Annotated in this window: 11 protein-coding genes, 1 rRNA gene and 1 pseudogene; 4 read left to right on the top strand and 9 right to left on the bottom strand. The window is 38.7% G+C overall.

Annotated elements, in window-relative coordinates; genetic code table 11:
• The first annotated feature begins 96 nt into the window (after positions 1–96).
• Complete coding sequence (locus tag HLH14_RS06345) at positions 97–1812, top strand: proline--tRNA ligase (protein ID WP_067723808.1); 1716 nt, start codon at positions 97–99, stop codon at positions 1810–1812.
• A 56-nt stretch (positions 1813–1868) separates the two neighbouring features.
• On the opposite strand, the gene HLH14_RS06340 is transcribed toward HLH14_RS06345, so the two are convergent.
• The 6 genes from HLH14_RS06340 to HLH14_RS06315 form a co-directional block, all read right to left on the bottom strand.
• Positions 1869–3293, bottom strand: coding sequence for a hypothetical protein (locus HLH14_RS06340; protein ID WP_067723807.1), 1425 nt, complete (start codon positions 3291–3293; stop codon positions 1869–1871).
• Between the two features lie 18 nt (positions 3294–3311).
• Entirely contained in the window at positions 3312–5615 is a 2304-nt protein-coding gene (locus HLH14_RS06335; RefSeq protein ID WP_067723806.1) for a DUF6160 family protein, read from the bottom strand.
• Positions 5616–5644: 29 nt separating this feature from the next.
• Positions 5645–6367, bottom strand: a complete 723-nt coding sequence (locus tag HLH14_RS06330; protein WP_067723805.1) for a hypothetical protein — start codon at positions 6365–6367, stop codon at positions 5645–5647.
• A 12-nt stretch (positions 6368–6379) separates the two neighbouring features.
• A complete protein-coding gene (locus HLH14_RS06325) occupies positions 6380–8269 on the bottom strand; it encodes a hypothetical protein (protein ID WP_067723804.1) in 1890 nt (629 codons plus the stop codon).
• Positions 8270–8513: 244 nt separating this feature from the next.
• Positions 8514–9083 carry a dCTP deaminase gene (gene dcd / locus HLH14_RS06320; protein WP_067723803.1) on the bottom strand — a complete coding sequence of 190 codons (570 nt, stop codon included), beginning with the start codon at positions 9081–9083 and terminating at the stop codon, positions 8514–8516.
• A gap of 127 nt (positions 9084–9210) precedes the next feature.
• Entirely contained in the window at positions 9211–9804 is a 594-nt protein-coding gene (locus tag HLH14_RS06315; protein WP_067723802.1) for a LysE family translocator, read from the bottom strand.
• A gap of 278 nt (positions 9805–10082) precedes the next feature.
• On the opposite strand from HLH14_RS06315, the gene HLH14_RS06310 reads away from it, so the two are divergent.
• Positions 10083–10625: a DUF2062 domain-containing protein gene (locus tag HLH14_RS06310; protein WP_067723801.1), complete on the top strand. Its 543-nt coding sequence runs from the start codon at positions 10083–10085 to the stop codon at positions 10623–10625.
• Positions 10626–10916: 291 nt separating this feature from the next.
• On the opposite strand, the gene apbC is transcribed toward HLH14_RS06310, so the two are convergent.
• Positions 10917–12197: an iron-sulfur cluster carrier protein ApbC gene (gene apbC, locus HLH14_RS06305; protein ID WP_067723800.1), complete on the bottom strand. Its 1281-nt coding sequence runs from the start codon at positions 12195–12197 to the stop codon at positions 10917–10919.
• A gap of 426 nt (positions 12198–12623) precedes the next feature.
• Here apbC and HLH14_RS06300 point away from each other — a divergent pair, with 426 nt between their 5' ends.
• Complete coding sequence (locus HLH14_RS06300) at positions 12624–12908, top strand: hypothetical protein (RefSeq protein WP_131271618.1); 285 nt, start codon at positions 12624–12626, stop codon at positions 12906–12908.
• Between the two features lie 97 nt (positions 12909–13005).
• Here the strand turns inward: HLH14_RS06300 and HLH14_RS06295 are convergent, their stop codons facing one another.
• On the bottom strand, positions 13006–13470 hold the full coding sequence (locus HLH14_RS06295; protein WP_067723798.1) for a hypothetical protein: 465 nt from the start codon (positions 13468–13470) through the stop codon (positions 13006–13008).
• A gap of 290 nt (positions 13471–13760) precedes the next feature.
• Here HLH14_RS06295 and HLH14_RS06290 point away from each other — a divergent pair.
• Positions 13761–13907: pseudogene (locus HLH14_RS06290) on the top strand (dihydrolipoyl dehydrogenase); the annotation flags it as partial.
• A 119-nt stretch (positions 13908–14026) separates the two neighbouring features.
• On the opposite strand, the gene rrf reads toward HLH14_RS06290, so the two are convergent.
• Positions 14027–14122 (bottom strand): 5S ribosomal RNA (rrf, locus tag HLH14_RS06285); the annotation flags it as partial.

Raw genomic sequence — 14122 nt, 5'->3', positions numbered from 1 at the left:
TTTATGACATCACAATGAGGTGACATTCAGAAATGTTCACCTCATTTTTTATTGTATAATCTTGGCTTTCAAGGCTTAATTTTTAGGACAGCTTCCATGCGCGCGAGTCGCTTTTTATTTGCTACGTTAAGAGAAACCCCAAACGATGCTGAAGTTATTTCACATCAGCTCATGTTACGTGCGGGTATGATTCGTAAATTGGCTTCGGGTTTATACACTTGGTTGCCGATGGGCGTACGTGTGCTAAATAAAGTTGAAGCGATTGTACGTGAAGAAATGAACCGTGCGGGCTCACTTGAAGTGTTCATGCCGGTGACTCAACCTTCAAGTTTATGGGAAGAATCAGGTCGCTTTGTGCAATATGGTCCTGAACTGCTACGTTTCAAAGATCGTCATAACAATGATTTTGTGCTTGGGCCTACCCACGAAGAAGTAATTACCGATCTTGCGCGTAACGAATTGAAAAGTTACAAACAACTTCCGATCAATTTCTACCAAATTCAAACCAAATTCCGTGACGAAATTCGTCCACGTTTTGGTGTAATGCGTTCACGTGAATTCATCATGAAAGATGCTTATTCTTTCCATATAGATCAAGCATCATTACAAGAAACCTATGACGTGATGTACGACACCTATTGCCGTATCTTTACCCGTTTAGGTTTGGATTTCCGTCCAGTTCAGGCGGATACTGGCTCAATTGGTGGTTCAGGTTCACATGAATTCCACGTATTGGCATCAAGCGGTGAAGATGATATCGCCTTCTCGACTGAATCTGACTATGCAGCCAATGTTGAAATGGCTGAAGCTGTACTTGTTGGCGAACGTGCTGCACCGACTAAAGAATTAACTTTGGTGGATACGCCAAATCAAAAAACTATTGCTGATGTCTCTGCATTCCTTAAAACAGAAACCAAAGATTCAGTTAAAGCCTTATTGGTTCAAGGTATCGCAGACGAAAATGGCCATGTTCCAGTCGTTGCATTATTCCTTCGCGGCGACCATGAACTCAATGAAATTAAAGCGGAAAAACATGCTGCTATTGCTGTGCCTTTAACTTTTGCCACTGAAGAACAAATTTCTGCACTCGGTTTAACTACAGGTTTCATCGGTCCTCAAGGTTTAGTTGAGAAAGGCTTAACCGTGATTGTGGATCGTGCAGCCTCTGTATTGTCTGATTTTGTTGCGGGTGCTAACGAAGCCGATAAACACGCAACTGGCGTAAACTGGGAACGTGATGCAAAATTCACAGAAGTTTATGACTTGCGTAATGTGGTTGAAGGCGATCCATCACCTGATGGCAAAGGTACTATCCTTATTAAACGTGGTATTGAAGTCGGTCATATCTTCCAACTCGGTAAAAAATACTCCGAAGCTTTAGACTGTAAAGTACTTGGTGAAGATGGTAAACCGCAGGTTGTAACGATGGGTTGTTACGGTATTGGGGTGACACGTGTGGTTGCTTCTGCCATTGAACAAAACTTCGATGATAAAGGTATTATCTGGCCTGCTGCCATTGCACCTTTTGATGTTGCGATTGTGCCAATGAACGCGCATAAATCACCACGTGCTTTAGCTGCGGCAGAAGAGCTATATGCTGAACTTCAAGCTGCGGGTTATGACGTGATTTTAGATGACCGTAATGAACGTCCAGGGGTTAAATTCTCTGATCTTGAGTTAACGGGTATACCACACCGTATTGTGATTGGTGAGAAAGGTTTGGATGCAGGCACCTTTGAATATAAAGGTCGTACTGATGCAGAATCTGTGAATATTTCGAAAGAAGAGTTACTTGCGAAATTCGCAAAATAATTTTGATTTGATATAAAAAATCCCGCTTAGGCGGGATTTTTTATGAGACAAAGAAATTAACAGAATTTATGCCCACCAAAGCAGTTTGTAGGAACTGTCTGGTTTTTCAATATCTTATCCTGCAATGTTAAGCTTGCAGGTCGACCAGTGTCATAGCTGGTAAAACCACCCACATTAATGTTCAATTTTTTAACTACAGGAACATCGGCAATTGTTCCCAAAGCCTCAGTCAAACTCACATTGATCAAGTTTTCAGGTCTTAATAAAAAGTCTGAAATTGCTGTAGCAACTTGCGGCAGTACGTAAGAAATATCAACTTCATCTTGTGTTTGCAAATAGCCCAATTGAATGGGGTCTTTAAATGACATCCACCAACCTGGGCGCGCTATATCGGCTGCATCTGTACCCTGCCATTTCACGTTCTGATTCTGTAAAGACAAATATCCACCGGTACCGTTCAATGGAATATTATGAATCATGCTCAGTGCCTGAACAAAAGTAATGTCCATGTTCAAGTTATCAAGTGAAGAGCCTGTATCCATTTTGAAGAAAGAATGCTCACCTACATTCAGGCCCAAAAGACTAATCAAGGGATCAAAGGTTACAAAAAGCTGGTCATTGGTAAAGTTCGGGTTACCAATGACATTTGCAGGCATCGCAGCAGTCGGTGCTGCCAAAGGAATACTCGCAATACTTGAACGAATACCCGATACCGTTGCCGATTTCATACGCGAACCGGTCACAATGGTTTCTGGCATGACAAACTCTACGCGCATTGATGGAACGGTAATACCGGTATGACCTTCTGTCTGCTGACCATTGGTAATGGGCTTACTGGTAAATTCACGTGTTTGCCCTAGTGCCTTTAAATTACCTGAAATTTTTTCATTTTCGGCCAACCCAAACTTGGTGGCTTTGGTTTTTGATTCGCCTGCCGTTTGCGCCATCTTCATATAGCCGGTAAAGCTTTGAATACCATCACTTGGATTTTGTCCGTTTTCAGTCCCTAAGGTCAGGAGACCCATAATATTTTGTGCACCTAGACGGAAGCCGGCAACTTCACGTGTCGCAGCAGTATTTCCTTTGATTGCAAATTCAATAAAAGGGTTGGTGATTGAGGCACTCGTAGCAGCACGGCCATCACCACTAAATGTAGGGCTACCATTTGCATCGGTACCAGTATTCAACCCACTTAAGGAGATGTTGGAAATATCAATATCACAGCCTACTTTAATACTGTTGTTAGTGCCACCACAGCCTAGCTGCAGAGATTTAATATTGACGTTAAGTTCCATCAATGCTGCAATACTTAACTTATGGAAATTTAAGCCTTGAGAAGCATCTGAACTATTTTCTAAATTTAATAACGCCTGCCCATCAACTTTCGACAATTCGCTGTCATCTAAAACAATCATTGCATGACTATAATGGCTTAGATTCAATGCAGCAAAAATTAAACCACTTAATAATTTCTTTTTCATTGTTATATCTTCCTGATTTTAACGTGGTGTAATGCCCAAAGTGCTACGAATCATGCCACCCGTCAGTGCGATTGATGCGATATTCTGCATATTGCCATTGGTCGACATGGCAAAATTGGTTCTAAATGGTGTTGCGATATTATTGCCAGCATTTAATTTAACTTGATTATCAAAGGTTACGGTATCTGCACTCACACGAACTTTCGCTTTCATCGCAAGATCTCCTTCAATACGGTTAAAATGAATCCCTGAAGTCTTTAATTTACCATCTACATCAATATCTTCATTGGTAAGACTAAAATAACTACCTAAGTTTGCGATGTCAGCGACCTCAGCTGTGCTTAATGGTCTAAATTTAAATTTTGCATCGAAGGCTAAGAAATTACTATCCGGATTCTCAGTTGTTGGGTCTATGCCTGGAATAATTAACAACTCTCCACTGCCATCAAGCTTAAAAGCGATATTAGTGATTACATCGTCACGCTTCGAAAAATTATCATGTGGCACATAGGTGCCACATTTAGCGTAAGTACCTGATGCACAGTTATATTTTGAACCAGGTAATTGGCCAATCGCAAGTTCCGCTTTTGCAGCAATTAACAACTTGTCGGCACGAATATAAATCCCTTCATTTTCATAACCAATAACGCCGTCAGATTGAAAAAAAGCATCTATATTTCGAAAACCAGCATAATAATTAACAGGTTCACTATGAACCCCATTTTGACCATCAATTAATATAATAGACGTGGTACTTGGTAAACCTGTTTTTGAATCTATGCCATAGCCCTCTGTAGATGCCATAACATTGTAAGCAATTCCGCTCTTGTTGGCTGTCCCATAGGTACCAGCAGACAATGCGACATTGGCATTCAAGTTATAAATGGGAATACCAATCCCCCACGTCCCCCCATTACCATTCAGTTTTTGCAACGAATTGTCTGAAATAATGCGCGCTTTTGCTGCAATGGATTGGAAATCCATACCACGAATAGCAATTAAAACAACATCTTTAGGATTAGCTGCGGTGGTTAAAGTTTGTTTCAGTATTGGACTGGTAACAACAAGCGTTTTTTGAATATTTTCATTAATAATGAAATCAAGGGTTTTCGTTGTTACCGTATTAATATAAATGTCACCAAAGTCGATATATGCATTTTTCTTATGTAAGGTGCCATCTGCGGCCCGAGTGGTAAGCTGTCTTAAATTTGAAAATTCAATAGCATGACTGCCTTTACCCGTATGCCCAATTTCAAGCGTTGTTGCTGACATCGTCGCAGGAAGATTAGTATCAGATGCATTGGTGAAATCCGCCGCTAAACTTAAATGCAAACCACCGGAGCCAACAAGTCCAGGGTCATTGCCCGCACCATTATAGCCTGATGCTGTTTTAGTCTCTTTCGTTAATACGCCATTGACCTTGTTATTGACTTCAAAATTAGCGACCTTTGTTTGGTTACCATTCACAGCCAATTTGGCATTCGTTACTGCACCGGAAGCACCTAAGCGCATAATATTTTTACGTTCATTGCTCGGAGTATTATAACGTAAATCGATATTTACACCTGGATTCGTCGCATCAGTACGCCCAATGGCAATATCTGTCGTATCGGTAACGCGTTTTAGATCAACATAGTGATTTTGATTTTCATTATATGTACTTAATACAAGCCCTTCGTCTTGGTCGATATACATATAACCGTCACCGGAAAAATTAAAATTAAAATCATTCAAAATAAGGCTATTAAGGCCTAATTTGTGACTAATGGTGGCATTTTTTAATTGAAAATCGATACTCGCTTTTGCATATTTATTAAACAAACCACCGGTCGTTTGCAAAACGAAATTCAGTGGCGTAGAAGTGCTGATCCCAAGCATACCTAAACTTTGATTAGATTTAACCCCCGGGGTACGTAAACTATTCGCTGCTTGCTGACATGGATTGGTACTACAGGTATTTTTAACCAGTACTAAATCTGCTGTTGCTGTAAATGGGGCTACACTTGCGGCAAGACGAATCCCTGCACCACTAGATGTTCCACCCACGTCAAATTCAATCTGGCTGACAATAGGCTTATTATTCGCACCATCAATCTGCACGTTATGTAATCCTAAACCCATTTGCACATTTGCTGCTGGATTTGGATCATACCAATTTGCTTGCTCAATTTTGACACGCGACACTTCATGCGTGATCACGATGCCATCTTGCCCCGTCACACTGCTCAGTTCTTGCTCGTCAATTTGCTCTAATGCATATCCTTGCTGTGCAAGACATATACATACCGTCAGCACATTTAACTTCATTGTCGTTTTTATCATATTCATACCCTTATTATGTACTGAAGCCTCTAGCAACGGATGTTTACACCGCCAGTACAGTTATAGCTAAATATTTTTAAATTACCCGACATATGTAAGTTGCCATGCATATTCAGTCCCAGGAAGCCTTTCTCTGTATTTCTATCAAATGTTGGAACATTCGTCACAATATCAGTAATAGTGCCATCATCTTGAATGGTCTTGGCTGTATAGGTGCTATAGGTAGATGTATTGGCATAGCCTTCATTGGCCCCTGTGCCTGTACCGGTTTCAACACCGACCGTACTAAAACCCAAGTTACGTATTTTTAACGGTTTATTGTCATAAAAAGTCACTTGCATCGCGGTTTGTGCTTCGTTACGACTGTTGCCAACTGTTACAGCATCAATAGAAAATTGATCAATTTGCAAGGTGCCTTGAATGCCTTTGAAAACTAGCCATCTTTTATTACCCAAAGCATCTACATGATTATTCGGTGCAATAGCTAAACGACAAAGTTGCTTTTCTGTGCCACATACCGTTGGATCGAGTGAATAAAAAACTGAGGTTGGCTTACCATTAGCATCGAGTATCGAAATCGAATTTTTCGTCATATCTGTGGCATAAAGATGGTTTAACGATAAAGTCCAACTCAAGTCAGCGCCCCCTTGACCCACTGTATCTTTAAGCTCTTGTGGACTCATAGCTTCAAGACCCGCATGGGCTGTAAGTGCCGCACTTAACAGTGCAAAAAGTGTCATTTGCTTTAGCATTGCTGTACTCCCTTACAAACCTGTTGTTTTAATTTTAAGGTGTTGAATCAGAACACCATCAATGACGGCAGATCCATAATTTTTAATATCCCCATTGGCATTTTTAAACATAATCCCGGTTGAGTTATTGTCTTGCTTGGCACGCAACAGATTGGTGCCCGGAATACGTTCTGTACTGCCAATGGCTATACTGCTGTGGGTTGCTGTACGTCCTTGATAAAGTGCAGAAGCATCAGTAGATACGTTTTTAATCGCCTCACCACATTGATATACATTACAGGTTGAGCCTTTTAAGGCCATTGTGCCTAATCCACTGCCATAGTTTTGATAAATTTTATTATAAATTTCAGGCACGTTTGGAATACGCGTCACTTCCAAAATAATGTTATTACCATCTGAGGCAACAATAAATGGCTGATCCATGGTGCCCAAGACCAAGTTAATATTTGGGCTATAAATATACATACCTTCCAATTCGTGGAAGGTCGGTGCGGCAGACGAATTCAGCGCTGGTGTTGAGGCAGTGCCATCCGATTGATCATTCTTGGCTGCGGTACTGATACGAATTCCCTTGCTGTCTAGATTCGTAGAAGCAGTGGTTAAATTTTCGGGCGTATCATTGGTATTGATTCGAATAACACTAGCTAAACCCAAAGTTTGACTATAATCCTTCGTCGGAGAAGTGAAGGTTTGAAACAGGCGGAATTGAGAGCCATTGAGACTTAAACCATTAGCAACAAATTGCAGTCTTAAACGCTCTGATACCAAAAGATCACCTGGTACATTAGGTGCTCCTGTAATTGGATCGACAGAATTAGATGAGCTAAAACTGCGTGCAAAAATATCCGTCCAGAAACCCAGTTTAATATTATTGTCTGCTTCATTGGCTGCCACAGTAGCCAATGGTGCCTCCAGAGCAATATATCCAAGGTCTTTTTCTGTAGCACTGAATTGTCTTACTTTTTCCGTACCTGCGCGGAATAGCCATGGGTTAACCGTCGAACCCCAATTAAAACCCTGATTACTGTAACGCGTATTTAATGAACCATCACTCTTGGATAAAGCTAAACCATAAATAAACACATCTGCTTTGGTTCTTTTATTACTGATTTGTGCCGCTGTTAATGAAACAGCCGAAGCATTTCCAGCTTTAATCCCTTCAGCAATTGGATCTTTCTGAGACAACTGAGCTTGCCTAATTGCCTCGGCAGTGATCCATGTTCTAGTATCTGTGACAACTTTAGCTGTTGCATCAGTAATAACGGGTTTTTCAGCTTTGATCTTTTCTATTGTTCGACGTTCAGCTTCTGCAGCACCACGCCAAATAATAGAGTTATAGTAAGCTTGATACTCATTAAAAGGTTTACTTCTGTCCCAATATCTATCTATTTCTGCTTTTTCATAAATTGTATATTTGCTTGAATAAAATTCATTATATTTAGAAGTATATAAAACTGGATCGTTATTTACGCTATTTTGAATCGTTGTATACGTTGTTGCATTTGTAGTGACTGTATTTTGATAGGTACTATTGTAGGCTACAGAATAATTTTTTTCGAACGCTGTATCATATAGTTGTTGGTAGTTTTCACCCGTGGGAATAATGCGAATAAGACCTGTATCAAGCTGCCAAGGATTCGCTACGCCTCGCGCATAACTCGACCCTGTCGAAGTATCATAAATACTTCTTGAAATATCATTTAACGCTGTTGAACGGTCGTTCGCTCCTTGAAAAACCATTTTGAAATTTTCAAGGCTTAAACCAATCCCCTCACCTGTTGTTTCAGCAAGATGGTCATCTGATAAAGATTCAAGTGCATAAACTGACGGGCTAAGTAAAACTGCGATTAAACTCGCCAAACAAGATTTTTTAAATCTTGCATTATTCCAACTTTGAGTCATCACGACCTTCCTTTTTATCAGATGCTCCGCATCATTATTTTTTAGTTCATCCTAAGCTTGGTATATCTCTTTTATTTATTTGTCATTACAACAATGTTCTTACCAAGTTTGTACAACTTTTTATTATGCTGAATATTTACCCAATTGCAAAAAAAACTGGGCGAATGAACCCAGTTTCCGATGAATGAATCCCACAAAAAATAAGCGGACCACAATGATCCGCTTATTCAATTATTTATAGCATTTATGCTTTCGGTAGTGTCACGCCAGTCTGACCTTGGTATTTACCACCACGGTCTTTATATGATGTTTCACATACTTCATCTGATTCAAAGAACAACATTTGAGCTACACCTTCACCCGCATAAATACGAGCAGGCAAGTTGGTTGTATTTGAAAATTCCAAAGTCACGTGACCTTCCCACTCAGGCTCAAGCGGAGTCACATTCACAATAATACCGCAACGTGCATAGGTAGATTTACCTAAACATACGGTCAATACATTACGTGGAATACGGAAATATTCTACTGTACGTGCTAAGGCAAATGAATTTGGCGGAATAATACATACATCCGATTCAATATCGATAAAGCTTTTATCATCAAAGTTTTTGGGATCGACAATTACTGAATGGACATTGGTAAATACTTTAAATTCACGCGCACAACGAACATCATAACCATAGCTTGAAACGCCATATGAAATGAGTTTTTCACCTGTTTCATCATAACGCACTTGGTTTTCTGCATACGGTTCAATCATGCCGTGATTTTCGCTCATTTCACGAATCCAACGATCAGACTTAATTGCCATTATTTCTATACCCAAAAATAGTTAAATCAATTATTGCGCTGTACTTTAACTGAAATTGGCTGCAATGGAAATGATGATGAGGCGATGATGTCATTTTTTACAAAATGCGTATTTTCATCGCCTCATCTTAAAGACTTAAAAGAGCAGAATAACCCAGAGGAATAGAGAAACTGACCAAAACTAAAGAAGCGGTTTTTTGTAAGTTAGATTGATTCAGCCAACGTACTTTATTCGAGGCCAAGATAGAACCAATAAAAGTCCAAAACAAAGCAATTGGCACAATTAAAATGAGAAACATGCCAATATGAACTAAATAATTATTCAGTGTTAACCACGCTGAACTTGGAAAGATAGCAGAAGCAAAGAGTAATGCTTTAGGGTTTAATAAGGTTGCACAAAACAATTCACGTGCACGAATGGTCGGCAGATTATAGCTGGCTTCGATATCTGCCGTTTTCCAAAGTTTAATCGCGAGAAAAATAATATACAGCGCGCTTAATAACTTCAGAAATATCGGGAGAATAGGAAATCGACTTGAAACTGTACCAATAATGATTCCCCAAACAGTAATTGAAATTAAATAACCAATTGATTCTGCGGGGATAAGTCGTAATGATTTGCGCACACCTACCTGTATACCAGAAGATGCAAGCAATGTATTTGTTGGGCCCGGTGTCAATAAAATAGTGACCACTAAACCGATGAACAGCCATGAAATCATATGCGACCTCTCTATAGAGTGCGCGAAGAGTAAATCAGTTTATTGTACTTAGCAAATACGGAATTTTACATCTTTTCTAAAGCCTTCAGAACAACCAAATAAATATATAAATTTCAATTATTTAATAAATTAAATAACATATAACTTGATAGTCATTTGTTATAAAAAATTTCAAAAATCATATTTTTAAACACTCATCATCACATTCGCTCATGCTTGAACTGTCACTCAGTGATCAATTCAGGCACAATGTATCATTCCTTAAGCACCCTACTTTTATGGCAAAACAATTCTTTCAATCATGGCTTCCCTCTCCTCATAAAGTCGCAGAGACGAAACTGATGAAGATTTTTGGTCAACGCACCTTAAATCCTTTGCTGTGGTATGTGAACAGAAAGTCTATTTCAAAAGCCATTTTTATTGGTACGTTTTGGGGCATGTTGCCTTTGCCTTTTCACAGTATTTTAATTGTTTTGACGGTGTTACTCTTTGAAGTCAATTTACCGGTGAGTTTATGTCTCGCGTGGCTGACAAACCCCTTCACGCTTGTTCCCATTTTATATATTGGCTTTTGGTTGGGTGCGAAGGTGTTTCAAGTGAATATGATTGATCAAGATATGATATTGGGTGTTCTGCATCAGATCAGTCACTGGATTACTCACTTTGGGAATGGACATATCGATTTGAGTCTGGCGAAAATTCTATTATCCGGTTTATTGTTGGAAGCTTTAATTTTTGCCGTGATATTATTTGTCATTACGCGGCTGTTTTGGCGCTGGAATATTATTCAACATTATAAGCGTCGTCGTTATATGAAATAATATCAAATAATCATCAAACCTTTAAATATAAGAATGTCACTAGACGCATTATTGCAACTGCCTTTGCCTATAAAGTTTGCTTTATGAAATTTTTCCTGACGGAGCCAACTTGTTTTTGCTCTGCGATTAATACTCTTCCACAACGCAGTTTTGATATTTTTATTAAGCATTATTGAATCCTGCTTTTGAACAGCTTTATCCTATTACTTTGTACTTCAAAAAACACAATCCTACTCAATAAAAAAGCCCCACTGAAGCAGGGCTTTTTAAATATGACTATTTAATCAGCAATTAGAAAATTCTATTTTGCGGTTTCTCTACTTTCGGTAATTGATCTGCAATTTTTTGAGCAATCGACATATAGCTTTCAGCCGCATCATCCCCTACAAGTACAGAAGGTTTGCCTGCATCGGCATTTTCGCGAATTTGAACATTTAAAGGCAAACGGCCCAGTAACGGAATATTGTATTGTTCAGATAACTTGTCGCCACCACCTGTACCAAAAATCTGCTCCTCATAACCACAATTCGAACAAATATGTGTCGACATATTTTCCACGACACCCATGACAGGAATCTGAACTTTATTAAACAGTTCAATTCCTTTTGTTGCATCTAAAAGTGCCACATTTTGCGGCGTAGTCACAATCACAGCACCAGTTACTGGAATTCGCTGCGCAAGTGTCAATTGAATATCCCCTGTCCCTGGTGGCATATCAATCATCAGAACATCTAGATCTGGCCATAAAGTTTGGTTAAACAACTGCATCAATGCACCGGTTGCTTTCGGACCACGCCAAGCCACAGGGGTATTGTTATCCCCCGTTAAATGCCCAATCGATAGAACCGCCATACCATACGCATCGATTGGAACAAAATTTTCCGCTTCAATCATTGGGGTACGCCCTGCATTACCCAACATGGTTGGAATACTTGGACCATAGATATCAGCATCTAACACACCGACTTTTAAACCTAATTTTTGCAATGCCAATGCAAGGTTTACAGTGGTCGTCGATTTACCCACACCACCTTTACCCGATGAAACTAAGATCACATTTTTAATACGTGGATGCTTAGGTACATCCCTTTGTTGCGGTGCCGGTTTTTGAATCGGTGGATTGTTTGGATCTTCCTCATTTTTTGTTTCAGCTTGAGCTATTTTGCCTGAAGCATCCACTACAGGCGGAAGTTTTTGGGCTTGAGGAGTTGCATTTTCACCCTGAGGTTTGCTTGAACAGCTATGTCCTTCTTTTCCATGATCATGATTAGAACAGCTTTCACCTTGTGCATGTTTTTGCTGAATCACATGCATATTGAGTTCTTGGATACCACATTTTTCTAAGGCATCAGCCAAATCATCATGGATTTTTTGCAAATGATCCGCTTCCTCAGGATAAGTATTAATGGTTATTTGTAATACTCGCCCTTCGACATTGACTTGGGTAATTCGGTCTTTCAGTGCATTGTTTGAATTTGGCAATATATAGCCTTGTAGCACATTCTGGATTTCTTCCTCCTTCACCTCCTGCGAGGGTGAAAAAACAGATTTAAGCGAAGAAAGCCACGACATAAGTTTACTCCAAGTACGAACATACAGCTGAATATCATAGTTTAGCTTTAAATGAGGCGAAGGTTAAGTAAAGTTCTAGCTTGCTTTATGAATGTTGCTAAAAATCCGACCTAATCAGTAGGTTTTAGAGCTTAACTCTTTATTTTAAAGATGATATTGCATTATTACTGAACCATCTATAAATATACTTTTATTAAATCATCCACTAGCATGAGCTAAAGCAGATACATTCGAAATAGTTCAAAAAATTTACTTTTTGGTTTACCTATCTAAATAACGATTATTTTTCGTAACAATTATTATGCAGACATATCTTTATTTTGTTCTTTATATTGGATGCACATTATTATTTTTATCATAACAATATTTTTATTTGGGGATCATATTTTGCTAAAACAATTACTTGCATGCATTTTATTGACTGCTATGTCATTTGCCCACGCTGCAAATGAAACTTCTTCTATACGTACCCCGGAAGGACAATTAATCAGTTTAGGCGATACTTTTACGGATATGCAAAATCGACTAACGTTATCTCCAAATTCAATGATTACACGTGAATTCAAAGAAGGTAAAAATCTTAATTTAGCAATGGACTACAAATACGAGATAGAAAATATGATGTATACCATCACCATTGTGAACGACCGTGTAAAGAAAATTGAATGGCTCAATACCGATCAGGAAATTAAAGATAAAATAACCCAATAACTTTTTTATTTTGTAGGAAATCCTTATTCTTACCTCTGATCATTCCAGCTAAATGCTCTTTAATTTAGCTGGAATAGTTAGTTAAAACTTAACTGAATTAACCTTGGTCATCTTTTTTAAATTTGTTAAGTTTGTCTGTTGCTGTTTTCTTTAACTCATCCAATTTAGTACCTGCCTGCGCTTTTAGTTCATCAAATTTAACTGAGGCTTCATGCTTAAATTCAGTCGCTTTTAATTTTGCTTCCTCAAATTTATGGCTGACTTCCGTTTTTAAGTGCTCTAATTTATCGTGCACCTTATTTTCTGTCTCTGAAGATTCAGTTTTTACATCATCCATTTTTTGATTAAATGACACTTTAGCTTCAGTATATTTAGCCTCAGTTTCCTTGTGTAAATTATGAAGCGCCTTTTCACTTTCAAGCTTAATTTCAGAAGCTTTATGTTTTAAATCATCAACTGTTTTTTCACCTTGAAATTGTACTTCTTTAGCTTTGAGCTTTAGGTTTTCACTTAAATCAGATGCTTTGTTTTTTAAGTCGTCTAATTTATTTTCATTTGTCATGATTTTTTCCTTTATGTTATTCAATATTTAGCTCACTTATTAGTTATACAAGGACTTTTCTATCAATAAAATCCAAAACTGCATTTTGAAACAAAGGGTGTACAGGATGTAGCGAAGTGATATAAGACATTAAATTAAAAGTATCTGTAGGATTTTTATAGATACTTTCATAGTAAAGATTAAATAATTAATTGTTCGGCTGAATAACTATAACCATTTGAAAATTTTGCATAAATTTAATATGTATCATTTAGTTTATACACTGCACCTAAATTAGATCACTCTCGGCATCTGCCGAACATATGGCACATCTATTATGCTGGATGATCTCCGGAGGCTTAACCCTGGATGAGATATTGGATAAACCGTTCTACCATCCCACCCTGGAAGAAGGCCTCAGAACGGCCTTTAAACATGCCCGACGGCAGCTGGAATAAAAACAGGATTCTAGTTTCTCTTTATCTTTGAGCTTATTGCGGAAGCCTTCTTTTTGCTTTCTTTTTTATGCATAAAAAAACACCCTGACCGATTAGATCAGGGTGTTTTCGGAATAATGAGCTGGCGATGACTTACTCTCACATGGGTAACCCCACACTACCATCAGCGCAAAGAGGTTTCACTTCTGAGTTCGGGAAGGGATCAGGTGGTTCAC

The sequence above is a fragment of the Acinetobacter terrae genome, from assembly GCF_013004375.1.
Lineage (GTDB): Bacteria > Pseudomonadota > Gammaproteobacteria > Pseudomonadales > Moraxellaceae > Acinetobacter > Acinetobacter terrae.
This window is presented reverse-complemented; position numbering and strand designations above follow the sequence as displayed.